The sequence below is a fragment of the Streptomyces decoyicus genome, assembly GCF_019880305.1.
GTDB classification, from domain to species: Bacteria; Actinomycetota; Actinomycetes; order Streptomycetales; family Streptomycetaceae; genus Streptomyces; species Streptomyces decoyicus.
The window spans coordinates 3402075-3424576 of the sequence record NZ_CP082301.1 but is presented as its reverse complement, the minus strand read 5'-3'; the positions used below and the strand labels follow the sequence as shown (position 1 = coordinate 3424576).

Sequence of the window (22502 nt, the reverse complement as noted above, 5' to 3'; positions counted from 1 at the left end):
GGGCGGCCATCCCTCGCCCACATTCGGCCACATGGCGTCAAGCCAGCCTGTAAGGAGTCGTATCCCATGCCTTCGCACCTTCCTTTCGCACGTCAGCTCAGGCTGCGGCGGCTTCACCGGCACGATGACGACAGACTCGTGATCGTGCCGCTCGACCACTCCGTCACCGACGGTCCGATCACCGGCGGGCGCCATGTCGACCGGCTCGTCGGGGAGTTGGCGGTCAGTGGCGTCGACGCGGCCATCGTCCACAAGGGGACGCTGCGCTGTATCGACCCGATGCGCTTCACGCAGATGTCGCTCATCGTGCACATGAGCGCGAGCACCGTGCACGCCCCCGACCCCAACGCCAAGTACCTCGTCGCCGGCGTCGAGGAAGCCGTACGGCACGGTGCCGACGCGGTCAGCGTGCACGTCAACATCGGCTCCGACGAGGAGAAGCAGCAGATCGCCGACCTGGCCGCGGTGGCCGAGGCCTGCGACCGGTGGAACGTGCCGCTGCTCGCGATGATGTACCCGCGCGGCCCCCGCATCGACAACCCCCGTGACCCGGAGCTGATCGCCCATGCGGCCTCGCTCGCCGCGGATCTGGGGGCCGACATCGTCAAGACCCTCTACACCGGGTCGCCCGACACCATGGCCGGGATCACGGACATGTCCCCACTGCCGATCCTGGTCGTCGGCGGCCCGCAGCGCAGCGGACTCGACGCGACCCTGTCGTACGTGGACGAGGCGCTGGGGGCGGGCGCCGCGGGAGTGGCCATGGGCCGCAACATCTTCCAGGCCGACGAGCCGGGCAAGGTCGCCCGCGCGGTCGTCGAACTCGTCCACGAGGGCTCCTCCGCCGGGTCCCGTATCGAAGCGGACATCCAGGTCCACGAGCTGTCCCTGCCCGTCTGACCGCACCTGTGTGCCGTCGACCTCGCCCCACCATATTTGTGGAGAAATAACATGAAGCTGAGCTGGCTGGACGTCCGAGCGGTCGGGGACGCGAAGGAAGCGATCCTCCAGGAGGCGCTGCACCACCGCATCGAGGGCATCGTCACCGATGACCTCGCGGACCTCGAAGGGCTGCCGCCGACCCTCACCAAGGTGCTGTTCCCCGGGGCGGGCGCGGTGCCCGAGGAGCTGGGGCGGGCCGATGTGGTGATCGTGGATCCGATACGTCATGGCATCACCCCCGCCGAGCTGGCGATCCGTCACCCCGAGGTGACCTTCGGCCGCTTCGTGGAGATCGTGGACGCGGACAGCCTCGAGCTGGCGTGTGAGTCCGCGCGTACCGAGCAGCTGAGCCTGCTGCTCTTCCGCGACCCGACCAAGATCCCGCTGGAGATCGTGATCGCGGCCGCCGCCAAGGCCACCGGCAGCCTGATCACCGTGGCGCAGGACGCCGAGGAGGCCGAGATCATCTTCGGTGTCCTGGAGCACGGTTCGGACGGCGTGATGATGGCCCCCAAGGGCGTCGGCGAAGCGGCGCACCTGAAGGCCGCGGCCCAGCTCGACACCCCGAACCTGAGCCTGGTCGAGCTGGAGGTCACCGCGACCAGCCACGTCGGCATGGGTGAGCGGGCCTGTGTCGACACCTGCACCCACTTCCGCGAGGACGAGGGGATTCTCGTCGGGTCGCACTCCAAGGGCATGATCCTCTGCGTCAGCGAGACCCACCCGCTGCCGTACATGCCCACCCGGCCGTTCCGCGTCAACGCCGGCGCCATCCACTCGTACACCCTCTCCAAGGACGAGCGGACCAACTACCTCAGCGAGCTCAAGTCCGGCAGCAAGGTGCTGGCCGTGGACGTCAAGGGCAACACCCGGCTGGTCACCGTGGGCCGGGTGAAGATCGAATCCCGTCCGCTGATCTCCATCGACGCGGTCGCGCCCGGCGGCCAGGCGGTCAATCTGATCCTCCAGGACGACTGGCACGTACGGGTGCTCGGCCCCGGTGGTGCCGTGCTCAACAGCACCGAGCTGAAGCCCGGCGACCGTGTCCTCGGCTTCCTGCCGAGCGCGGACCGCCACGTGGGCTACCCGATTGATGAGTTCTGCCTGGAGAAGTGACACCGGTGACGCACATAAGCAATAACCGGCCCCGGATCGCCGTGATCGGCGGCGGGATCGCCGGTCTGACGGTGGCCGCGTCGCTGTTGCGGGCCGGCATCGAGTGCACCGTGTACGAGCAGGCCACGGTGTTCGCCGATGCCGGCGCGGGGATCCAGATCGCCCCCAACTCGTCCCGCATCCTGCACCGCCTCGGGCTCGCCGGCGCACTGGAGCGGCGGGCCACCCGGGCGCACGCCATCGAGACGCGCCGCTGGCAGGACGGCGCGCCGCTCGCCCGCACGGAGCTCGGCGAATCCTGCGTGGAGCGCTACGGCGCGCCCTACTACCTCATCCAGCGGGCCGATCTGCACCGCAGCCTGCTGGAGTTGCTGCCGCCCGGGGTCGTCCGGCACAGCTCCGCATGCACCGCCGTCGAGGAGCGCCCGGACGGGGTCACCCTGCGCTTCGCCGACGGCACGAGCGAGGAGGCCGGGGTCGTCGTCGGCGCGGACGGCATCCATTCGACGCTCCGCAACACCCTCGTGGGCGACCGTCCCCGGTTCTCCGGGCACACGGTCCACCGCGGACTGGTGGCGGCCGACCGGCTGCCGTCCCTCTTCGAGGTGCCGAAGGTGCTCTTCTGGCTGGGGCCGAACGGCCATGTGACGAGCTATCCGATCGCCCAGCACGGTCTGGTCCACTTCAGCGCGGTGATCACCTCACCGGAGTGGGACCCGGAGGTGTGGTCGGCGCCGAGCCGCCCGGAGGAGGCCGCGGCCGCCTTCGCCGGCTGGAACACCGATGTCGCCGAGCTGATCGGGGCCGCGGAAACGGCCCACCACTGGGCCCTGTTCGACCGCGACTGCGTGGGCGGCTGGAGCACCGGCCGGATGACGCTGGCGGGCGACGCGGCGCACCCGATGGTGCCCTATCTGTCCCAGGGCGCCAACCAGGCCATCGAGGACGCCTGGGTGCTCGCGGATCTGCTCAGCGCCGCGGACCCCGATCCGGGGCCCGCGCTGCGGCGGTACGAGGAGCTGCGGCTGCCCCGCGTACGCGAGGTGCACCGGCGCTCCCGGGAGCGGGGCCATGAGTTCCACCTTCCCGACGGCCCGCAGCAGCGCCTGCGCGACCGGTCGATGCCCACGGCCGAGCGGCTGGACGACTACGCCTGGCTCTACGGCTTCGAGGCCGCGCCGGTAGGGAGCCGGTAGCCGCCGGCGGCCGCCCGCGAGCCCGTAGCAACCTGAGGAACGAAGGGGAGAGACCTCGGTGGACCAGAGCACCCTCGATGCATATCTGCGCCGTCTGGGCATCGGGCGTCCGCGGCGAACCGACGCCGGGACGCTCCGTGTGCTCCAGGAACGTCATCTCGTGTCGGTGCCGTTCGAGAACATGCACATCCGGTCGGGGAAACCCACCGCACTCGGCCCCGCGGTGATCGACAAGATCGCGCACCGCCACCGCGGCGGCACGTGCATCGAACTCGCCAGCGCCTTCGAGCAGTTGCTGCGCACCCTCGGCTACCCGGAGGTGACGGTGCTGGGCGGACGCATCTTCCACGCCGGCCGCTTCATGGCACCGGTGGTGCACTACGTGCTGAAGGTGGAGACCCCCGAGCCATGGCTCGTGGACGTGGGCTTCCTGCGCGGCAGCCGCTATCCGCTGCGGTTCGACGTGCGCACGCCCCAGCAGGACCCCGAGGGCGTCTTCCAGCTGGCCGACACGGACGGCGGCGGCATCGAACTGCGCCGCGACGGGGTACCCCAGTACCGGCTGGACCCCACCCCGCTGCGCTTCGAGGACTTCCCGCCCACCTGGTGGGCCTGGACGCTCCCTGAGCTGCCCATGTCGCATCTGCTGGTGGCCTCGATCCTGGACGCCACGGGGCGGACGACGATGGTCGACCAGCGCCGGCTGCTGGAGGTGTCGGGCGGGCGGACCTCCGAGCGGATCCTCGACGGCGCCGCCGAGGTGCTGGAGGTGTACCGGAGCCGGTTCGGCATCGCGCTGGACGAGCTCCCGGCCCCCGGGCCGGGCCCCGAGGAGGACGATCCGGTGGTGCTGGAGCAGTACCGTGCGTGGTTCCGTGCGCAGTACGGAGACCCCGAGGTGTCTCCGGTGGCGGGCGGCTTCCCGATGCGGTAGCGGCCCTGGGACAGCGGCCGGGCGTGCGGCCGGAACCCTCCGGTTCCGGCCGCACGCCCTCGGTGTCTCCCGGCGGCCGCTCAGCGCACGGGCCGTGCCTTCCAGAAGTAGTTGTGCACGCCGTCGGCGGTGAGCAGCCGGCGGAAGGACATCGTGACCCGCATCCCGGCGTGCATCTCCTCCTCGGCCGCGTCGGTGAGCTCGCACCGGAACCGGCCGCCGCCGTCGAACTCGATCACCGCCAGGATCAGCGGCGGGTGCGGGGTGAAGCCCAGATGGTCGACCGTGTAGGTGACGACGGTCGCCGGTGTGCCGTCGAGCCGCTCCTCGGTCATCTTGTCGATCGTCCGGCAGCTGGTGCACACCCGGGCGGGCGGCAGCTGCCGGGTCCCGCAGTCCGTGCAACGGCTGGCCACGAAGCCGTACTTCCACCCCGCCCGGCGCAACGACGGGGCGGCGGCGGGCGGTTGCGGCTTCGGACGGGCGGCGGGCTGCCGGTCGAGGAACCCGCGCCAGGTCAGATAGTCCCCGTACGAGAGCCGGTCGCTGCCGGCCGCCGCCGGTGCGGCGGCCGGGACGGCGGCCCGCCGCGCGGTCAGTGCGGCACAGGTCCGCAGGACGAGCACGGAGACTCCGTCACCGATGACGACCAGGGCGATCGTCTGCCCCGGCTCGGCGCGGTCGAGCGCGTCGGCGAGCAGCAGGCCCGGCTGCGCGGTGCCCGGGTTGCCGACGGCTTTGGCGAGGCCGTCCGCGTTCCCGTCCGCGGCCTTCCCGGTACGGGCGGACAGCCGGCCGGCCACGGACCGCAGGGCGCGCTGGTGCAGTCCGGCGACGGCGAGGTGGTCGAGCTGTTCCGCCCGCAGCTCCGCCCGCTCCAGCGCGTCGTCGAACGCGGCATCGGCCAGCCGGGTGTAGACCTGCTCGGTGAAGCGCTCCTCCGACGTCGTGGAGACCGGGGAGTCCGGTGTGCGACGGCGGTCGAGGATCTCGGCGGTCACCGAGGCATGGGCGATCACCTCGGCGAGCGGGGGGAGTTCGGGCCGGGCGCTGAAGAGGAAGGCCGCCCCCGCGTCGCCCCCGTCGCGTTCGTCGGCGCTTCCGGGCAGTCCCGTCCGTACGTCCGCGAGCACCACCAGGGTGTCCTCGGCGCTGCCGCTCGCCAGGTGCAGAGCGCCGGCACCGGACCGCACCGCGCCGGCCATGTCGACGGCCATCGCCTCCGGGGCGAGGCCGAGCGCCGCATGGATCGCCGCGGCATTGGTCTTGTCCAGATACGGCGGGGTGGCGGTGGCGAAGAGCAGGTTGCGTACGCTCCCGCGGGCTTCGGGGACGGCGGCCAGTGCGGCGCGGGCCGCCTCGACGCCCAGCGTCGTGCTGTCCTCGTCGTAGGAGGCGACCGCACGGGTTCCCCCGGCAGCTGTCCCGCCGAGCACGGTGGCGATCGCGCTCCGCCGGAGCCGGAAGTACGGCACATACGCGCCGTAGGCGACGAGCGAGGTCAAGTGACCCTCCCGTTAAAAGAGTGAGATCCTTATGATTATCTAACTGTATCGGCTCTAGGGAGGGGGAGACCGTGCCGTCACACGGCATCCGCGACAAGGTCGCGATCGTCGGTATGGGGTGCACCACGTTCGGGGAGCACTGGGACGCCTCGGCGGACGACCTCGTACTGGACGCGGTCCGGGCCGCCTGTGCGTCGGGCGGGGTCAGCGACGTCGAGGTCGACGCGTACTGGCTGAGCACCCTGGCGTCGGGGAACTCCGGACTCGCGCTGTCCCGCCCGCTGCGCCTGCCGTACAAGCCCGTCACCCGGGTGGAGAACTACTGCGCCGGCGGCTCGGACGCACTGCGCAACGCCTGCTACGCGGTGGCGAGCGGCGCGTACGACACGGCGATGGCCGTCGGGGTGGAGAAGCTCAAGGACTCCGGCATGTCCGGGCTCTCGGCCCCCGCGGTCCCCGGCGACGGCACCGAACCCGACCTCACCGCACCGGCCGCCTTCAGCCTGCTGGCCCAGGCGTACGGGCACAAGTACGGCCTGGCCGACGGGACGCTCCGTGAGGTGCTGGACCGGATCGCGTGGAAGAACCACGCCAACGGCGCGCTGAACCCGCGGGCGCACTTCCGCCGGGCGGTATCCATGGAGACCCTCCGCAAGGCCCCGCGCGTGACGGGCGAGTTGGGCGTCTTCGACTGCTCGGGTGTGAGCGACGGCGCGGCGGCGGCGCTGGTGGTACGGGCCGAGGACGCCTACCGCTACACCGACCGGCCGCTGTTCGTGAAGGCGCTCGCGCTCGCGGTCGGCCCGGCCGCCGGCACCGCCGACCCGGAGTACGACTTCACCTCCTTCCCCGAGGTCAGGCGCTCGGCCGCGGACGCCTACCGGCAGGCCGGGATCACCGACCCGGGGGCCGAACTGGCGCTGGCGGAGGTGCACGACTGCTTCACGGTCACCGAGCTGGTGCTGATGGAGGACCTCGGTTTCGCGCCGCCGGGGGAGGGCTGGCGCGCGGCCCTGGACGGCGCCTTCGACCGGGACGGTGCCCTGCCGGTGAATCCGGACGGCGGGCTGAAGGCCTTCGGGCATCCGATCGGGGCCTCGGGGCTGCGGATGCTGTTCGAGTGCTGGCTGCAACTGCGCGGGGAAGCGCCCCAGGAGCGCGCCCTGTCCGCGTCCGCCCTCGGGCGGGGGCTGGCGCTCACCCACAACCTCGGCGGCGGTCCGGGGGAGTGCCTGTCGTTCGTGTCCGTCGTCGGGGTCGAGCCCCCGGCGCCGGTGAAGCGTCATCACACCAGCGCCGTCACAGGGACGGCATGAGGGGGAGGAACAGCATGGCGAAGATCTGTGCCGGCCGGGTCGTCGTGATCACGGGCGCGGGCAACGGGATCGGCCGCGCGCACGCCCTGGCGTTCGCCGGGGCCGGCGCCCGGGTGGTCGTCAACGACCTCGGCGGGGCCAGGGACGGGGCCGGCAGCTCGACCGCCGCCGCCGAGACGGTGGCCGCCGAGATCCGGGCCGCCGGCGGCGAGGCCGTGGCCAACTTCGACGACATCTCGACCTGGGAAGGTGCCCGGCGGCTGATCGGCCAGGCCGTCGAGCGGTTCGGCAGGCTGGACACCCTGGTCAACAACGCCGGGATCCTCCGGGACCGGACGCTGGTCGGTATGACCGAGCAGGACTGGGACGCCGTGGTCGCCGTCCATCTGAAGGGCACCGCCGCCGTGCTCCACCACGCCGCCACCCACTGGCGTCAGCGGTCGAAGGCGGGCGAGGAGGTGGCCGGCCGGGTCATCAACACCACGTCCACCTCAGGGCTCTACGGCAATCCGGGGCAGTCCAACTACGCGGCGGCGAAGGCCGGTATCGCGGCCCTGACGATCGGCGCGGCGCAGGAGCTGGGCCGGTACGGCGTGACCGTGAACGCGGTCGCTCCGGCCGCCCTGACGCGTATGACCGAGGATCTGAGCGTCATGCCGGGCCTGGCCGCCCAGCATGATCTGGCGCCGGAGAGCGTGCCGCCGGTCGTCGTCTGGCTCGGCAGTCCGCTGTCCGGCCATGTCACGGGCCGGGTCGTCACGGTCTTCGGCAGGCGGATCTCGGTGGCGGAGGGCTGGGTGGACGGCCCCGCCGCTGTCGGTGCGGAGCGATGGGAGCCGGAGACTGCCGGCGAGGCGCTGGACAAGCTGGTCCAGCGGGCGGCCCCCAACGCCGATGCGTTCGGTAAGCGCTCCGAGTGACGGTCCGGGGACCGGTCCGGCCTGGCTGACGCTCAGTCGAGGAGTTCCAGACGGGTATTGGCGCCGCTCGCATTCAATTCCTTCTCCATACGGGAAATGTGACGGCGCCAATGGGCCTCGGCCTCGTCGGCCTCGCCCGCCTGAATCAGCTTCACCAACTTCACATGCTCTTCATGATCACGCCGGGTGCCGGTCTTTCCGCCGGTCGCAATATGCGGACTCTTGGCCTGGTAGAAGATGCATTGCAGCGTCTCGTGCAGTGCCAGCATCGCCCGGTTGCCGTTCAATTCGACCAGAGTCGCGTGGAATGCTGCCTTGGCCTCGGCGAGTGCGGCGGGGTCGTCCTTCGCCTCTTCCTCCGTGGCGAGCGCCTCGTGCAGCCGGCCGATGCCGGACGGGGTGTGCCGACTGGCGAGCTGTCGTACGCAGGGCGGCTCGATCGAGGCGACGAGCTGGAACATCTCGCCCAGTGTGGTCTCGCGGTACTCCAGGATGAGCCCGAGGTAGCGGGCGGCCACCATGGGATCGGGGGCGTTGACCCGGGCGCCGCCGTGCACGCCGCGGCGCACGCTGATCAGCGCCTCGGACTCCAGGACGCGAATGGCCTCGCGCAGGGTGGGGCGGGAAATGCCGAACTGCTCCATCAGGGCCGATTCCGGCGGGAGTGCGTCGCCCGGCGCCAGTTCGCCCCGGATGATGACCCGGCGCAGGCTGGCCGCCACCAGTTCCGCGGTCTTCGGGACACGCACGCGAAGTGTCGCCCCGTTTCGCTTCTGGGGGCCCTTATTCACCGCTCGGGTTGCTTCAGTCAAGGCCGCTTCCTCCTAGGTGGCGCGCATCGACGACGCGGTGCGAGCGAAATTGCAGTGAGCACCTTTACGCCCTGTTGAGTCGATTGCATTAAATGAATCAATCAGGATTACTGAGTGTAGCAAGGCTGCGCGCCGAAATGTGGACCGTCTGTGATCGCACGGTAACTCAGCTGTGACCCTGGGTGGATGGGGCGGGCGCGAATGGCCGGATGACAGTGCCTCAAGGGGGATGGTAGCGTTAAATCAGTTAACTAAGTTATGCCTTAGGGGGTGGGGTATGGGCAGGCTTGAGGGGAAGATCGCCATCGTCACCGGTGCCGCGTCGGGCATCGGAGCGGTCACCGCGGAGCGGCTCGCCGCGGAGGGGGCCCGGGTGGCGCTCGCCGACCTGGACGAGGCCGGCGTGAAAAGTTTGGCCGAGAAGATCCGGGGCGCGGACGGCACGCACGCGATCGGCATCGAGGCGGACCTGGCGGACCCGGCATCGGTGCGCGCCATGGTGGCCGCCACCGTCGAGGAGTTCGGCGGTCTGGACATCCTGCACAACAACGCCGCGGCGACCGCCCTGGCGTCCTCCCTGGACGTGCCGGTGGCCGACGCCGACCCCGAGGTGTGGGACCGGACCATGCGGGTCAACCTCAGCGGCGCCATGGTCGCCACCCAGGCCGCCCTGCCGCATCTCATCGCGCGCGGCGGCGGCTGCGTCATCAACACCTCCTCGGCCGCCGGGCTCTCCGGCGATCTGAGCCACCCGGCGTACGCGGCGTCCAAGGCCGCCCTCATCAGCCTGACGCGTTCCGTAGCCACCCAGGCGGGCCGAAGCGGTGTGCGCTGCAACGCGATCGCGCCCGGCCTCATCATCACCAGGCCCGAACGCGAGGCCGCCTACCGGGTGATGCTGCCCCACCACCTCACCACGCGGCTGGGACGGCCCGAGGACGTCGCGTCGGCCGTCGTCTTCCTCGCCTCCGACGAAGCCTCGTTCATCACCGGACAGACCCTCGTGGTCGACGGCGGGCTGCTCGCCCACCAGCCGTACTACGCGGACCGGAGGGCCGAGACGTGAGCGGCGGCCCGGACCTCGCCCACCGCACCGCCCGCACCCGGCTCCGGCCCTGGCTCGGTTCGGCCCCCGGCCCGGTGGCGGGACCGCCCACCGCGGCCGCCGGCGGTGTCGGGATCGGTCTGACCTGGCACGGCGGCGCGGACCTCGATCCCGCCCGGCCGGGCAGTGAGCCGGTGGTGCAGGCCCTGTGCGGGCTGATGCACCTCCACGGGCAGGAGGCGGGACGACCGCGCCGGCTCGGGCTGGAAGCGGCCTCGGCCGCGGCCGGAGTGCTGGCCGGCCAGGGCGTCCTCGCCGCTCACGTGGGGCGCGCCCGTGGCATCCCGGTCGACGCCGTGGAGACCTCCGTACTGCGCGCCGGCACCTTACTCGCCGGCCAGTACACCGCCGAGGCCACCTCCCCCGACCCGTGGGGACCCTCGGTCAAGGGGGACGGCGGCCCGCCGCCGTTCCGCAGCGCCGACGGGCCCCTCTTCGAGATCGAGACCTTCGACCCCGCCCGGTGGCTCGCGTTCTGGCGCAGCCTCGGCGTGGACACCGCCGTACTGGGCCGTGCCTGGACCGCCTTCCAGCACCGCTACCTCAAGGGCCACTGCCTGCTGCCCGCCGCACTGCACACGGCCGCGGCCGGCACGCCCTGGCCGCGGATCGTCGCGGTCGCACAGGAGTACGGGCTCAGCCTGTCGGCGCTGCGCGGCTACCGGGACGTACTGGCCGAGCCGGGCTGGTCGCCGGGCCAGCCCCGGCTGACCCCGCTGCCCGCGACCTGCGGTGGCAGGCCGGCCGCCGCACCCCAGAGCGCCGGAGCGGGCCGCACCGGCGATCTTCCGCTGGCCGGGATCCGGGTGGTCGAGGCCACCAGCCGGGTCCAAGGACCGCTCGCCGGACAGCTGTTGACCATGCTCGGGGCCGAGGTGACCTGGGTCGAGCCGCCCCAGGGCGACGCGAGCGGGATGGGCTCTCTCTACCACCGCGGCAAGCGGCGCACGGGTCTGGACCTCGGCCGTCCGGCCGGCCGGGACGCGCTGCGCGAACTCATCGCGGAGGCGGATGTCTTCCTGCACAACTGGCGTCCCGGAAAGGCCGCCGAGTGGGGCTTCGCCCCCGGGGAACTGGCCCGTACGAACCCCCGGCTGGTCTTCGGCGAGGCGTCGGGATGGGGTCCGCACCTCGACCGGCGCGAGGTGATCGGCACCGAATTCATGGTGCAGGCGTACGCCGGGGTGAGCGAAGGGAACACCCCGCGGCACGAGCGCCCGGCCACGACCCGGGTGCTGCTGTGCGACATGTTCGGTGCGCTGGTGGCCTGCGAAGGGGTGTTGGCCGGGCTGTACCGGCGGGAGCTGTCGGGCCACGGCTGGACGGCCGAGTCCTCGCTGCTGACCGGTGCCATGGCGCTCCAGTCCCATGTCGTCCTCGGCCGGGCCACCGGCGACGAACCCGGGCGCAGCGACGGCCGGCCGGTATGGGGCGCGATCGACGAGCCGGCCGGGACCGCGGACGGGTACCTCATGGTGAGCGCCGACGACGAACCCGCCTACCAGGCGCTGTGCGAGGTGCTGGAGGTACCGCCCGGCCGGCGCGGTGAGCGTGACGACCAGCTGACCGCACGCCTGCGCGAGGCCCCGGCGGCGCAGTGGGAGAAGCTGCTGACCGAGGCCGGTCTTCCGGCCGCCGCGGTCTGCCGGGACCTGTCCGATCCGCCGCGGGACCCGCGCCTCGCCCCGCTCTTCGAGCCGTTCGCCGGTGGCGGGCAGGCGCCTGTTGCGCCATGGCTCTTTCACTGACGACCGGCGTGCGCGGCCTCGCGCATGGAAAGGCAGACATGGAATCTGTGAGTGAACTGATCAAGGCATTGCGGGAAGCCTGCCGGAAGTGGCCGGAGCGCCCGGCGATGACCTTTCAGGGCCGCAGCCTGACCTACGGCCAGTTCTGGGAACGGGTGGAGGCGCTGGCCGCCTCCTATCGCGGGCTGGGCGTGAAGGACAAGGACCGGCTGGTCTGCCAGCTCCCCAACTCGCCCGAATACCTGGTGGCGTTGGTCGCGGCCTGGGAATGCGGGGCGACCTTCGTCGGGGTCGACCACGATCTCACCGGACCGGAACTGGTATCGATCACCGGGCGCACGGACGCGGTCGCCCTGCTGTACCAGCCGCGGTACGGGAACGACACCCCCATGGCGCCGCTGGACGACGTACGCGCCGCATTTCCCGGCGTCCACCTGATCGTGCACGGCGGCGACGTCCTCCCGCCGGAGGCCCACCAACTGGCGGACCTGGCCGACGCATCGCGTCCGCATTCCGCGATCGGCCCGGAATCACCGGGCGTGCCGGATTCCCGTACCGCGCTGCTGCTGCTGACCTCGGGAACCACCGGGCTGCCGAAGTGCGTCATGGAGTCCTTCAGCGCACTGTGGGCGAAGATCGAGTGCTTCACCACGGCCTTCGAGCCGGACGAGCGCGATGTGCACCTGCTGTATCTCCCGCTGGCCCACGCTCTGGGACTGAAGATGTCCATGGTGGCCCTGACCCGCGGAAGCCGGCTGGTGCTGATGGACCGCTTCTCGCCCGCCGGGGCGCTGCAACGCATCACGGACGAGCGGATCACGGTCCTGCCGGGCACCCCGGCACACTTCCAGCTGATGCTCGACCATCTCGACCCCGGCGCACACGACTTGAGCTCCCTGCGCTGGGCGGTGGCGGGCGCGGCGACCTTCCCCGGGGCGCTGTTGCAGCAGATGTACGCCACCTTCGGCGTGCAGCTCTTCTATATCTACGGTTGCAGCGAAGGATTCCTCTGCTACACCACCGACCGGGCCGAGATCGAAACGGGTTCGGTGGGCCACCGGGTGTTCGAGGGGCCCGCCGACACGGCTCCCGACGGCCGTCTGGAGATCTTCGCCAGGGACGGCGCCGAGATCCTGGGACGCGGTGTCGTGGGCGAAATCGTCTTCGGTGCGTCCCGCCCCGTCCGCTACTGGGGACAGGACAGTGTGGCGCAGGACGGCTGGTACCACACCGGTGACCTCGGGCTGATCGACGACGAGGGGCGGCTCCACGTCAAGGGCCGTATGAAGGAACTGGTGAACCGCGGCGGGCTGAAGGTCTCGTGCAGCGAAGTCGAGTCCGCTCTCACCGCGCTTCCGGGCATCGTCGACGCCGGGATCTTCCCGGTGCCGGACCGGATTCTGGGAGAGGCCATCGGCGCCTGTGTCGTCCTGGCGGACCCGCAGGACGAACTCGGACTGGAGGAACTGCGGGCGCGGCTGCGGCATTCCCTCGCGCGGCACAAGCTGCCGGACGCGCTGTGGGTGGTGGACGGTGTGCCCCGCACGAAGATAGGCAAGGTGGACCGGGCGGCGCTGCGGCTGATGGAGCCCGGAAGCGCGGCGGCACCCGCCGGCTGACGTAGGGCCAGGCCCGCCAGGAGCGGGCGCGCGGTTGTGGGAGGGGCACAACTTACCGGCGCCGAATCGGTCTGCTTCCGGCCTGTTTGGCAAGCTGATTGCTGGCATGATCGCTGTGAGATCGGCAGAGATCTTGTGCGGTTCCTACGAGATCAGAGGAGACGGAGATGGCCGAGAACGGTCAGGTGCTGGTGACGGGTATCGGAGCGATGACGCCGGTCGGCGCCGATGCGTCCTCGTCCTGGTCGGGGCTGCTGGCGGGAAAGTCCGGGGTCCGCGCGCTGGTGGAGGAGTGGGCCGCCGACCTCCCGGTGGGCATCGCGGCCGGGCTCACCGAGGACCCGGCCGCCGCGCTGCCCCGTACACAGGCCCGGAAGCTGGACCGCGGTGAGCAGCTCGCGATGCTCGCCTCCCGGGAGGCCTGGCAGGACGCCGGCGCGCCCGAGGTCGAGCCCGAGCGACTGGCCGTGGTCATCGGCACGGGCACCGGCGGGGTGCTCACCACCCTCGGGCAGGACGACATCTTCGAGGAGTCCGGGGCGCGCCGGCTCTCTCCGTTCGCGGTCCCCATGCTCATGCCCAACGGACCGGCCGCCTGGGTGAGCATGGACCTGGGCGCCAAGGGCGGCGCCAGGACGCCCGTCAGCGCCTGTGCGTCCGGTGCCGAGGCGCTCGCGATGGGCCTCGACCTGCTCCGCGCCGGGCGGGTGGACGTGGTGGTCGCCGGCGGCGTCGAGGCCTGTCTGCACCCGTTCACCATCGCCGCCTTCGCCCAGATGAAGGCGCTCTCGACGCAGTTCGAGAACCCGGAGTCGGTGTCCCGCCCGTTCGATGTGGCCCGCAGCGGCTTCGTCATGGGCGAGGGCGCGGGAATCATGGTCCTGGAGCGCGCCGAGTTCGCGCGGGCCCGCGGCGCCACGACGTACGGCACGCTGGCCGGCAGCGCCGTGAGCTCCAGCGCGAACCACATCACGGCGTCCGACGCGGCGGGCCAGGTCCACGCCATCGAGCTGGCCCTGCGGGATGCGGACCTGACCCCGCAGGACATCGGCCATGTGCACGCCCACGCCACCTCCACCGAGTCCGGTGACCTGGCGGAGGCCGAGGCGATCGGCCGGGCCGTGGGCACCCATGCCTCGGTCACGGCCACGAAGTCGATGACCGGTCACATGCTGGGTGCCTCCGGAGCGGTGGGCGCGATGGCGGCGCTGCTGGCGCTCAAGGACGGCGTGGCGCCCGCCATCCGCAACCTCGACGCACTCGACCCGAGGATCGACCTGGACGTGGTGCAGGGCGAGAACCGGACCGGGGAGTGGAAGGCCGCGCTGGCCAACTCCTTCGGGTTCGGCGGACACAACGTGAGCCTGGTGTTCACCAAGTGACCACGGCCGCCTGGCCGGTCGTCCCGCGGCGGCAGGGCCCTGGGGGCCCGCCCGGTGCCCGATGGGGCTCCTTGCCGCACCGCAGGACGTGACACAACAGAGGGGGATACGGGGGAGATGACGGTGGACGGTGCCGATGCCGCGCACACGGCGGGGCCGGCGGGCACAACGGTGGAACCGCACGGGGGCAGGTCCGGGGACCGGAAGACGGCCGCCCGCCCGGCGGGCGGATGGCGGGGGCGGCCCTGGCTGACCGTCTTCACCCTCTCCCTCGCCGCGATGATGGTCTCGCTCGACGGCACCATCGTCGCCGTGGCGCAGCCCGTCATGCAGCAGCGGCTGCATGCCTCGCTCACCGAGATGCAGTGGGTGACGAACGGCTATCTGCTCGCCGTCGCCGTACTGCTCATCGTGGCCGGCCGGGTGGGCGATCTCTTCGGCCACCGGCAGGTGTTCCTGGCCGGCACGCTGGGGTTCACCCTCGCCTCCGCGGCCATCGGGCTGTCGACGGACGTCGGTGCGGTGATCTGCTTCCGGGTGCTGCAAGGCGTGTTCGGCGCGCTGATGCAGCCGGCGACCCTGGCACTGATCATGACGGCGTTCCCCGCGGACCGGATGAACCTGCCGATCGCCGTACGCAGCAGTGTCATCGCCGTCTCCATGGCGCTCGGCCCCATCGCGGGCGGACTGATCGTCCACTACGCGAGCTGGCAGCTGGCCTTCTTCATCAATGTGCCGCTCGGGGCGCTCACCGTCCTGCTGGGGCTGGTCGTACTCCGCGACGCGAAGGAGGAGGGCGCCGCCCGCGGGCTGGACGTACCGGGACTGCTGCTGCTGAGCGCCACACTGAGCGCCCTGGTCTGGGGGCTCACCGCGGTGTCCGGCCGCGCCTGGGGCGACCCGGCGGTGTGGGCCCCGCTGGCCGGCGCGGCCGCGCTGGCCTGCTGCTTCGTCGGGTGGGAGCGGCGGGCTGCGAACCCGGTGATCCCGATGCCGCTCTTCCGGTCCCCGCTGCTGTCCGTCGGCGTGCTGCTGTTGATCGTCAATGCGTTCAGCTTGTTCGGTACCTCGTTCTTCCTCGCCTTCTACCTCCAGCACGTCCGCGGTCTGACGCCGATGGAAAGCGGTCTGCAAGTCCTGCCGCTCACGGTGATGATGGTGGTCGGCGCCCCGTTCGTCGCCCTGTGGATCGGCAAGGCGGGCCCGCGGATCCCCGCGGCGCTCGGCATGCTGATGAACGCGGTCGCGCTGTTCGGCATCTCCCGGCTGGACGGCCACGAGGGAAGCGGGCAGCTCGGGTTCTGGCTCTTCGTGATGGGCCTGGGGTTCAGCCCCATCATGGTCGGGGCGACGAAGCTCGTCCTGGGCAATGCGCCGCAGGGGTTCTCCGGAGTCGCCAGCGGCATCCAGCAGACCGCCATGCAGGTGGGCGGCAGTCTCGGAGTGGCCGTCCTCGGCGCCCTGATGGCCTCCGGCGTCAGGGACGTCCTCTCCCGCCGGCTGGCCGCGGACGGCACCCGCCTGTCCGCGGCGCAGTTCGATCACACCGTGCAGTCGGTGTCCGTCGGTCTGCACGGGCATTCCGCGCAGCTGTCGGGGCTGCCGTCCTCGGTGTTCGAACAGGTCAGCCGTGCGGCATTCCGGTCCGGCATGGGGACCGCCCTCACGGTCACCTGTCTGGTGGCGCTGTGCGCGGCGGTCGCCGGACTGCTCGTCCGTACCCGGCAGCCCGGCAAGTAGCGGAAAACATCCTGGAGTGAGTGATGACGTACGTAATTGCGCAGCCCTGTGTCGACCTCAAGGACAAGGCCTGCATCGAGGAGTGCCCGGTCGACTGCATCTACGAGGGCAAGCGGTCCTTGTACATCCACCCGGACGAATGCGTCGACTGCGGTGCCTGTGAGCCGGTCTGCCCGGTCGAGGCGATCTTCTACGAGGACGACACCCCGGAGGAGTGGAAGGACTACTACAAGGCCAATGTGGAGTTCTTCGACGAGCTCGGCTCGCCGGGCGGCGCCGCCCGGCTCGGCCTGATCGACCGCGACCACCCCGTGGTCGCGGAGCAGCCGGTCCGTACGGCCAAAGCCGCGGGCGAATAACGCGCTCCGCCCGCTCCGGCCCGCCGGGCCGGGGACGCGCCAGGAGCCGCAGCACGACGAAGGGCCGCCGGGGAAAGCCGGCGGCCCTTCTCGCGCGCTGAGCGAAGCCGGCTCAGCGCTTCTGGAACGTCAGCGCTCCACCAGCGTGAACAGGCTCTCCCAGCGGCCGACGATCTCCTCCGTGGAGAACCGCTGGATGTTCTCGCGGGCCGTTTCGCCCATCGTGTCCCGCAGGTCCTTGTCCGACATCAGGGCGTCGAGATGCCGGGCGAATTCGGTGACATTGCCGGGGGGCGCGAGGAGCCCGTCCACACCGTCCGAGATGATCTCGTGGACGCCCGGCGCCACATCGAACGCCACACACGGCACCGCGGTCGCCATCGCCTCCATGGGCGCCAGCGGGAAGCCCTCGCCGCGCGAGCTGAGCGCGAAGACCGCGCTCTCCCGCAGCGCGCCCGGGACATCGCTCGTCCGGCCCATCCAGGCGACCGTGGCGGTGATCCCCAGCTCCGCGGCCTGCTTGCGCAGCGCCTCTTCCTCCTCGCCGGAGCCGTAGATCCGCAGCGTCCAGTCGGGGTGCTGCGGCGCGACCTTCGCCCAGGCCTCCAGCAGCAGGTCCACGCCCTTCTCCTCGTGGAGCCGGCCGATGCTGACCACACACTTGTGGGAGCGGTCCGAGGGGACTTCAGGGAAGAACGGCAGCGGGTTCGGCATGAAGCCGACATTGTCCATCCGCTGCCGGATCCAGCGGTCGGCGTCCTCCCGGGTGAGCGTCAGCATCCGGTCGACGTCCTGGTAGAACCGCTTGACCCGGCCGAAGCGGGACGACTTGCGGCAGGTGTCGAACGATTCGTGGCTCATCCCGATCACCGTCAGCCCCGCGGTGTCGGCCAGCGCGACCCACTCCATCGCCCACACCTGCGTGACGATCACCACCCCGCCCGGCTTCGCCGCCCGGAACAGCGCGCTCATCTTGGCCGCCTGCTCCTGCATCCCCGCCTCGCGGGCGGCCCGGCGGCGCTGCTCGGCGAGGTTGAGCTTGTCCTTGAGGCCGCGCACGGGGCGGACGGACGGCGGGTGCGCGGCGTAGAGCGTGGTGGTCTTGAACGGCAGGTCGGCCGCCAGCTCATGGACCCGTCCCTCGGGGGGCGGCACCACGCCGACGAGGTGCACCCGGTGGCCCCGCTCGCTGAACAGACGCGCCATCTGGTGCGACCAGCTGGTGATGCCGCCCATCTCGTTGACGCTGTTGGAGACGAAGAAGATGTCCCGCGGCTCGGCTGCGTACGACTTGGTCATCAACGGCTCCACTGCGCGAAAAACTGATCGACGATGCTCTGGGCGGCGTTGCCCTGGTCGTATTCTCCGAACTTGGCGACGAATTCCTTGCGGCTCTTCGCGTATTCCAGAGCCTGCGACTCGAACGACTTGATCGCCTCGTGGAAAGCGTCCTCGGTGCGGACCACCGGGCCCGGTGCGTGCTCCAGCAGATCGAAGTAGGTGCCACGGCCCTCGTGCACATACTCGTCGTAGTCGTAGGTGAAGAACACCAGCGGCCGGTCGAGCAGCGCATAGTCGAACATCACCGAGGAATAGTCCGTGATCAGCCCGTCGGCCAGCTCCAGCAGCGGCGTCACATCGTGGCGCGCCGAAACGTCGATGACCCGGCCCTGCACGGTCGGCGGCAGCACCACATGATTGAGGTAGTGCGAGCGCACCAGGAGCACATAGCGGTCGCCGAACTGATCGGCGAAACGCTCCACGTCGAAGGGCAATTCGAAGCGCCCGTGCCGCCCGCCCGCCTTGCGGAACGTCGGCGCGTAAAGCAGCACGGTCTTGTCCTCGGCAATGCCCAACTCCGCGGCCAGCGGCCCGCGTTCACGCGCACCCAGTGCCGCTTCCCGCTGCCGGGCCCGGACCAGAGCGTCGTTGCGGGGGTAACCCACCCGCAGCAGGGTCTTCTCCTTGAGCCGGAACGCCTTGGCCAGGGTGTGCACGTCGTGCTCGGAGCGGATCAGGAACCGGTCGAAGCGGTCCAGTGAACGCTGCTGCTCCGCCTGCTGCTGCCGGGTCTGCGCCTTCAGCGACGGCTGGTCGAAGCCCATGTTCTTCAGCGCCGAGCCGTGCCAGGTCTGGATGTAGGTGGTCTCGGGACGCTTGGTGAGCTTGAGCGGGTAGCTCTGGTTGTCCACCCAGAACTCGGCCTGCGCCAGCGCCTTGAGATAGGGCAGCGACCAGCGCTTGACGAGCGTGACGCCCTTCGGGAAGTCCTTCGGGGACCCGGCGTAGGACCAGATCGCCTCGAACTCCAGGCCCTGCCGGCGCATCTCCTCGTAGATCGCCCGCGGGCTGTCGCTGAACTGCTTGCCCAGGTGGCTCTCGAAGACCACCGTGCGCTTCTTGACCGGCAGCCGGCTGAAGACCTCGTGGTAGGCGCGGAGCTTGTTGTCGCCGGAGGTGACCTTCTTGCGCAGCTCCTTCGCCTTGCGGTAGCCGGTCTTGGCCAGTGTCCCGGGCCTGCCGCGCACCCCGCGGGTGATCAGTTCCTGTACACGCTCGGCGTTACGGTTCTCGCTGACCAGGCGGAACGCCAGATGCCCCTTGGCCGAGACATGCGGTTCGAGACGGTCGGCGACCATCCGCGACAGCCGGGGCCGTACCGGCAGCCCACCGGAGAGCCCGGTGTCGGCGACGGTGAGCCGGCTCGTGGTGCGCACCCCGTCCACGTCCAGGCGCAGCCGGACGTCCCAGATGGTGTCGACGATGCCCAGCGGGCGCAGCTTCGCGGTGAGGTCGGCGACGGTCTCCCAGTGGATGGCGTCACCTTCGTGGCGCAGCACCCGCACCGGGAAGTGGAAGGTCTGGAGACTGCGCCGCCGGGCGCTGAACTCCAGCTCGCCCTTGAGCTGCGCGCCGGGCGGGATGATGCCGAGCGGATTGTTGATCCGGCCGGTCAGCGAGACGGACCTGCCGGACTCGGCGAAGCGGGTGAGCTGATTGCGCAGGAACAGCTGGTTGACCGGCTTCTCGTGGTAGCCGATGTCGGTCACGTCCAGCACATCGCGTCCGAACGGATCGTCGGTGTAGCCGTCGCACCAGTAGATCCGGCCGTCGTGCTCGGCGAGCGGCGAGGAGACCTTGTCGCGGTTGATGAGCGTGTCGACCGCCGGGATCAGGTGGTCCCAGTCACCCTGCTGGAGCAGATACGCACAGATGGCCTGTATCGGCTGCACGCGCTCGTACGCCTCGGGGGCGATGCTCGCGAGGTACTCCCGGGAGAGCTCGGCGAACTCCTGGCGGTAGGACTCGTCGCGGAACGGCAGATCGCGCAGATGCAGCACGAGGTCGTGCTTGAGGAATTTGACGTCCTTGGCGAGCTTCATCTCGGCCAGCCCGCGCTCCGCCAGCATGGCGTCGATACGCCGGTGGATTTCCAGCCGGTGGGAGTAGTTACTCATTTCGTGCCGCCGGTTCGTCACCGACTTCACGGCGGCCTGCTCGTGGACGTGCCAGAAGTAGACCTGATTGGGGATCAGCGTGATGCGCTGGGCCGCAAGATAGGCCTCGGCGATAAAGACCAGGTCCTCGTAGAACATTCCCTTGGGAAAGAGGAGATTGTTCTCGACGAGGAATTCCCGGCGATAGCACTTATTGGTGCACAGAGTGTCCCAGACGAACAGGTCCGGCAATTCTGTGACGGATTCCAGCGTGCGGGTGGTGGAATACAGCCAGGCGTACCACTCGTCGCGCTTCTGGTTCCGGGTGTCCTTGTGCAGCCGGACGGTCAGCCCGGAAACGATATCCGACCCGGTTTCCTCCGCCGCCTCCAGCATATTTCTGCACGCATTGAGTTCCAGGACGTCGTCGCTGTCCAGGAACATGACGTACCGGCCCTGGGTGTGCTGGATGCCGACGTTCCGCGGCTCGCCTCCCGCACCGCTGTTCTCCGGCAGCTGGAAGGCTCTGACCCGCCCGGGATGACCGGCCGCGAGTTGCTGCGCCACTTCGAAAGAACGGTCGGTGCTGCAGTCGTCGACGATCACCACCTCGACGTCCCGGAGCGTTTGGTCCAGCACGGACTGGACCGCGGTCGGCAACCGGTCGGCGTCGTTGTAGACGATGACGACTACTGAGACGTCAGGCACAGGCACCTCAACCCTCTTTCGATACTGTTTCCCGCCAGAATAGCCCTATCTGCCCCCTCGGATTACAACCGATCGCGCCCATAGCGCTACGGACGGTGAGCCACGGGAGCGTCGGGAAGGCGTACTCCGGCGTTCGGATCTTGACCATGCGTCAGCCCTGTAGATCCACCCGCCGCGGCAGGCTCCGGCCGGGAAGGAAGACGGGTGCCCCCGCGAATCGGTTGCCTGTCGTGCCATGTGACGTCCGTTGCGATCAGACATTTATCGGATTCCGTGCGAAGCGCAGTGGGAAGCAGCGGGAAGGGACCCGGAGCGGAGCGGTCGGAAATGGCAGTCCGCGCACGGCGTCCGCACGGGACGACAACAGGCGACAACCGACGACGGCAGACGACGACAGACGACGACAAGGCGGCGACAAGAGGACGGCAAGAGCGCGGCGAGGCAACGACAAGAGCACAACAAGAGATCGAATTCCCGGAATGCCGGGGACGGGGCGACGCGCCGGTGTAACGGCCGCACCGCCGGCCGCCCTCACGTGCCGGGCGCCCGGACCACGCTCCGGGCACCTCCGCGCCCGCTCATACGTCCTCCCCATGGAGGAGGTGTCCTCGCGAGTTCAGGGAAAGATCCTGCTCAAGAACTAGCGACGCGCCTTTGCCAAGCCATTACGCTTGCCGTCAAGGCCGCGCACGGCGGCCATGGAGGAGTGAGATGAGGAGCAGCAACCCGGTCTTCTCGCGACGGGGGTTCAGCCGCGACACCGGCTACGCGGGCTTCAACGCGCCGCCGCAGGCCGGGGGCGCCGCGAACCCGTACGCCGGAGCAAACCCCTACGCGCAGGGCGGCAACCCGTACGCCCAGGGCCAGCAGGACATCACCCAGGCACCGCCGCAGTACACACCGCAGACCCGCCCGATGACGATGGACGATGTCGTCGCGCGCACGGGCATGACGCTCGGCACGGTCATCGCGGGCGCCACCGTCGGCTGGCTCTTCCTGACCCAGAGCCTCGGCTTCGCCATCGGCGCCGGCCTGGTCGCGATGGTGCTGGCGCTCGTCCAGTCCTTCAAGCGCAAGCCGTCGCCCACGCTGATCCTGGCGTACGCGGCGCTGGAGGGCGTCTTCCTCGGCGCGCTCAGCGGCTTCATCAACGGCCTGCCGAACATGAACGGCGCCCCCATGCAGGCGGTGCTGGGCACGATGGCGGTGTTCGTCGCCATGCTGGTCGCCTACAAGACGCGGATCGTGCGGGTCACCGCCCGCTTCACCCGCTTCGTGATGATCGCGGCCATGGGCTTCGTCCTGCTGTCGCTGGTCAACGTGATGTTCATGGTGTTCGGCGGCGGTGAGGGCCTCGGCTTCCGCAGCGGTGGCCTGGGCATCGTCTTCGGCATCGTGGGCGTGGTCCTCGGCGCGCTGTTCCTGGCCCTGGACTTCAAGCAGGTCGAGGACGGCATCGCCTACGGCGCTCCGCGCGAGGAGTCCTGGCTGGCCGCGTTCGGCCTCACGCTGACGCTGGTGTGGATCTACATGGAGATGCTGCGGCTGATCTCGATCCTCCGGGGCGACTGACCCCGCAGGACACGGGCGCCGAAGCGCCCACGCGCCGTACGAAGGGCCCGCCGGCATCCTGCCTGCGGGCCCTTCGGCGTGAGGAACGGTG

The 22502-nt window shown here is 70.4% G+C and carries 17 protein-coding genes; 13 read left to right on the top strand and 4 right to left on the bottom strand.

The annotated features are described in order from the left end of the window. The first annotated feature begins 66 nt into the window (after nucleotides 1-66). Genes K7C20_RS14905 through K7C20_RS14890 form a run of 4 tightly spaced genes read left to right on the top strand, consistent with a single transcriptional unit; the run spans nucleotide 67 to nucleotide 4188 of the window. Nucleotides 67-900 (top strand): 2-amino-3,7-dideoxy-D-threo-hept-6-ulosonate synthase, encoded by an 834-nt coding sequence (locus K7C20_RS14905; protein ID WP_048829944.1) that lies wholly within the window; start codon nucleotides 67-69, stop codon nucleotides 898-900. 51 nt (nucleotides 901-951) lie between these two features. Further along, on the top strand, nucleotides 952-2058 hold the full coding sequence (locus tag K7C20_RS14900; RefSeq protein WP_030085567.1) for a 3-dehydroquinate synthase II family protein: 1107 nt from the start codon (nucleotides 952-954) through the stop codon (nucleotides 2056-2058). A gap of 5 nt (nucleotides 2059-2063) precedes the next feature. Then, complete coding sequence (locus tag K7C20_RS14895; RefSeq protein WP_245171643.1) at nucleotides 2064-3254, top strand: FAD-dependent oxidoreductase; 1191 nt, start codon at nucleotides 2064-2066, stop codon at nucleotides 3252-3254. A 58-nt stretch (nucleotides 3255-3312) separates the two neighbouring features. After that, nucleotides 3313-4188 (top strand): arylamine N-acetyltransferase family protein, encoded by an 876-nt coding sequence (locus K7C20_RS14890; protein WP_053210036.1) that lies wholly within the window; start codon nucleotides 3313-3315, stop codon nucleotides 4186-4188. A gap of 80 nt (nucleotides 4189-4268) precedes the next feature. On the opposite strand, the gene K7C20_RS14885 is transcribed toward K7C20_RS14890, so the two are convergent. Continuing rightward, nucleotides 4269-5693, bottom strand: a complete 1425-nt coding sequence (locus K7C20_RS14885; RefSeq protein ID WP_053210035.1) for an OB-fold domain-containing protein — start codon at nucleotides 5691-5693, stop codon at nucleotides 4269-4271. Between the two features lie 71 nt (nucleotides 5694-5764). Here K7C20_RS14885 and K7C20_RS14880 point away from each other — a divergent pair, with 71 nt between their 5' ends. Both K7C20_RS14880 and K7C20_RS14875 read left to right on the top strand, forming a co-directional pair. Beyond that, nucleotides 5765-7009 carry an acetyl-CoA acetyltransferase gene (locus K7C20_RS14880; RefSeq protein ID WP_053210034.1) on the top strand — a complete coding sequence of 415 codons (1245 nt, stop codon included), beginning with the start codon at nucleotides 5765-5767 and terminating at the stop codon, nucleotides 7007-7009. Nucleotides 7010-7023: 14 nt separating this feature from the next. Next, nucleotides 7024-7929: an SDR family oxidoreductase gene (locus K7C20_RS14875; RefSeq protein WP_053210033.1), complete on the top strand. Its 906-nt coding sequence runs from the start codon at nucleotides 7024-7026 to the stop codon at nucleotides 7927-7929. A gap of 32 nt (nucleotides 7930-7961) precedes the next feature. Here K7C20_RS14875 and K7C20_RS14870 read toward each other — a convergent pair whose 3' ends face one another. Next, on the bottom strand, nucleotides 7962-8741 hold the full coding sequence (locus tag K7C20_RS14870; RefSeq protein WP_030085581.1) for a FadR/GntR family transcriptional regulator: 780 nt from the start codon (nucleotides 8739-8741) through the stop codon (nucleotides 7962-7964). Nucleotides 8742-9018: 277 nt separating this feature from the next. On the opposite strand from K7C20_RS14870, the gene K7C20_RS14865 reads away from it, so the two are divergent. The 6 genes from K7C20_RS14865 (at nucleotide 9019) to fdxA (ending at nucleotide 16694) form a co-directional block, all read left to right on the top strand. Beyond that, on the top strand, nucleotides 9019-9807 hold the full coding sequence (locus K7C20_RS14865; RefSeq protein ID WP_030085583.1) for an SDR family NAD(P)-dependent oxidoreductase: 789 nt from the start codon (nucleotides 9019-9021) through the stop codon (nucleotides 9805-9807). After that, nucleotides 9804-11594, top strand: a complete 1791-nt coding sequence (locus K7C20_RS14860) for a CoA transferase (protein ID WP_053210032.1) — start codon at nucleotides 9804-9806, stop codon at nucleotides 11592-11594. Before K7C20_RS14865 ends, K7C20_RS14860 begins: the two co-directional genes overlap by 4 nt. A 38-nt stretch (nucleotides 11595-11632) precedes the next feature. Further along, nucleotides 11633-13213, top strand: a complete 1581-nt coding sequence (locus K7C20_RS14855; protein ID WP_030085588.1) for a class I adenylate-forming enzyme family protein — start codon at nucleotides 11633-11635, stop codon at nucleotides 13211-13213. A gap of 167 nt (nucleotides 13214-13380) precedes the next feature. Next, nucleotides 13381-14595 (top strand): beta-ketoacyl-[acyl-carrier-protein] synthase family protein, encoded by a 1215-nt coding sequence (locus K7C20_RS14850; RefSeq protein WP_030085589.1) that lies wholly within the window; start codon nucleotides 13381-13383, stop codon nucleotides 14593-14595. Between the two features lie 117 nt (nucleotides 14596-14712). Next, on the top strand, nucleotides 14713-16335 hold the full coding sequence (locus K7C20_RS14845) for an MFS transporter (RefSeq protein ID WP_053210031.1): 1623 nt from the start codon (nucleotides 14713-14715) through the stop codon (nucleotides 16333-16335). 23 nt (nucleotides 16336-16358) lie between these two features. Next, nucleotides 16359-16694, top strand: coding sequence for a ferredoxin (gene fdxA, locus K7C20_RS14840; protein ID WP_053210030.1), 336 nt, complete (start codon nucleotides 16359-16361; stop codon nucleotides 16692-16694). Nucleotides 16695-16823: 129 nt separating this feature from the next. Here fdxA and K7C20_RS14835 read toward each other — a convergent pair whose 3' ends face one another. Further along, nucleotides 16824-17993: a glycosyltransferase gene (locus K7C20_RS14835; RefSeq protein ID WP_030088463.1), complete on the bottom strand. Its 1170-nt coding sequence runs from the start codon at nucleotides 17991-17993 to the stop codon at nucleotides 16824-16826. Then, a complete protein-coding gene (locus tag K7C20_RS14830; RefSeq protein ID WP_053210029.1) occupies nucleotides 17993-20839 on the bottom strand; it encodes a bifunctional glycosyltransferase/CDP-glycerol:glycerophosphate glycerophosphotransferase in 2847 nt (948 codons plus the stop codon). Before K7C20_RS14830 ends, K7C20_RS14835 begins: the two co-directional genes overlap by 1 nt. Nucleotides 20840-21550: 711 nt before the next feature. On the opposite strand from K7C20_RS14830, the gene K7C20_RS14825 reads away from it, so the two are divergent. Further along, a complete protein-coding gene (locus K7C20_RS14825; RefSeq protein ID WP_030088457.1) occupies nucleotides 21551-22411 on the top strand; it encodes a Bax inhibitor-1/YccA family protein in 861 nt (286 codons plus the stop codon). Nucleotides 22412-22502 lie beyond the last annotated feature (91 nt).

Bases quoted from the DNA above. Each gene is read 5' to 3' on its own strand.
- K7C20_RS14905 (WP_048829944.1), top strand. From the start codon at position 67: ATGCCTTCGCACCTTCCTTTCGCACGTCAGCTCAGGCTGCGGCGGCTT.
- K7C20_RS14900 (WP_030085567.1), top strand. From the start codon at position 952: ATGAAGCTGAGCTGGCTGGACGTCCGAGCGGTCGGGGACGCGAAGGAA.
- K7C20_RS14875 (WP_053210033.1), top strand. From the start codon at position 7,024: ATGGCGAAGATCTGTGCCGGCCGGGTCGTCGTGATCACGGGCGCGGGC.
- K7C20_RS14865 (WP_030085583.1), top strand. From the start codon at position 9,019: ATGGGCAGGCTTGAGGGGAAGATCGCCATCGTCACCGGTGCCGCGTCG.
- K7C20_RS14855 (WP_030085588.1), top strand. From the start codon at position 11,633: ATGGAATCTGTGAGTGAACTGATCAAGGCATTGCGGGAAGCCTGCCGG.
- K7C20_RS14850 (WP_030085589.1), top strand. From the start codon at position 13,381: ATGGCCGAGAACGGTCAGGTGCTGGTGACGGGTATCGGAGCGATGACG.
- K7C20_RS14845 (WP_053210031.1), top strand. From the start codon at position 14,713: ATGACGGTGGACGGTGCCGATGCCGCGCACACGGCGGGGCCGGCGGGC.
- fdxA (WP_053210030.1), top strand. From the start codon at position 16,359: ATGACGTACGTAATTGCGCAGCCCTGTGTCGACCTCAAGGACAAGGCC.
- K7C20_RS14835 (WP_030088463.1), bottom strand. From the start codon at position 17,993: ATGACCAAGTCGTACGCAGCCGAGCCGCGGGACATCTTCTTCGTCTCC.
- K7C20_RS14825 (WP_030088457.1), top strand. From the start codon at position 21,551: ATGAGGAGCAGCAACCCGGTCTTCTCGCGACGGGGGTTCAGCCGCGAC.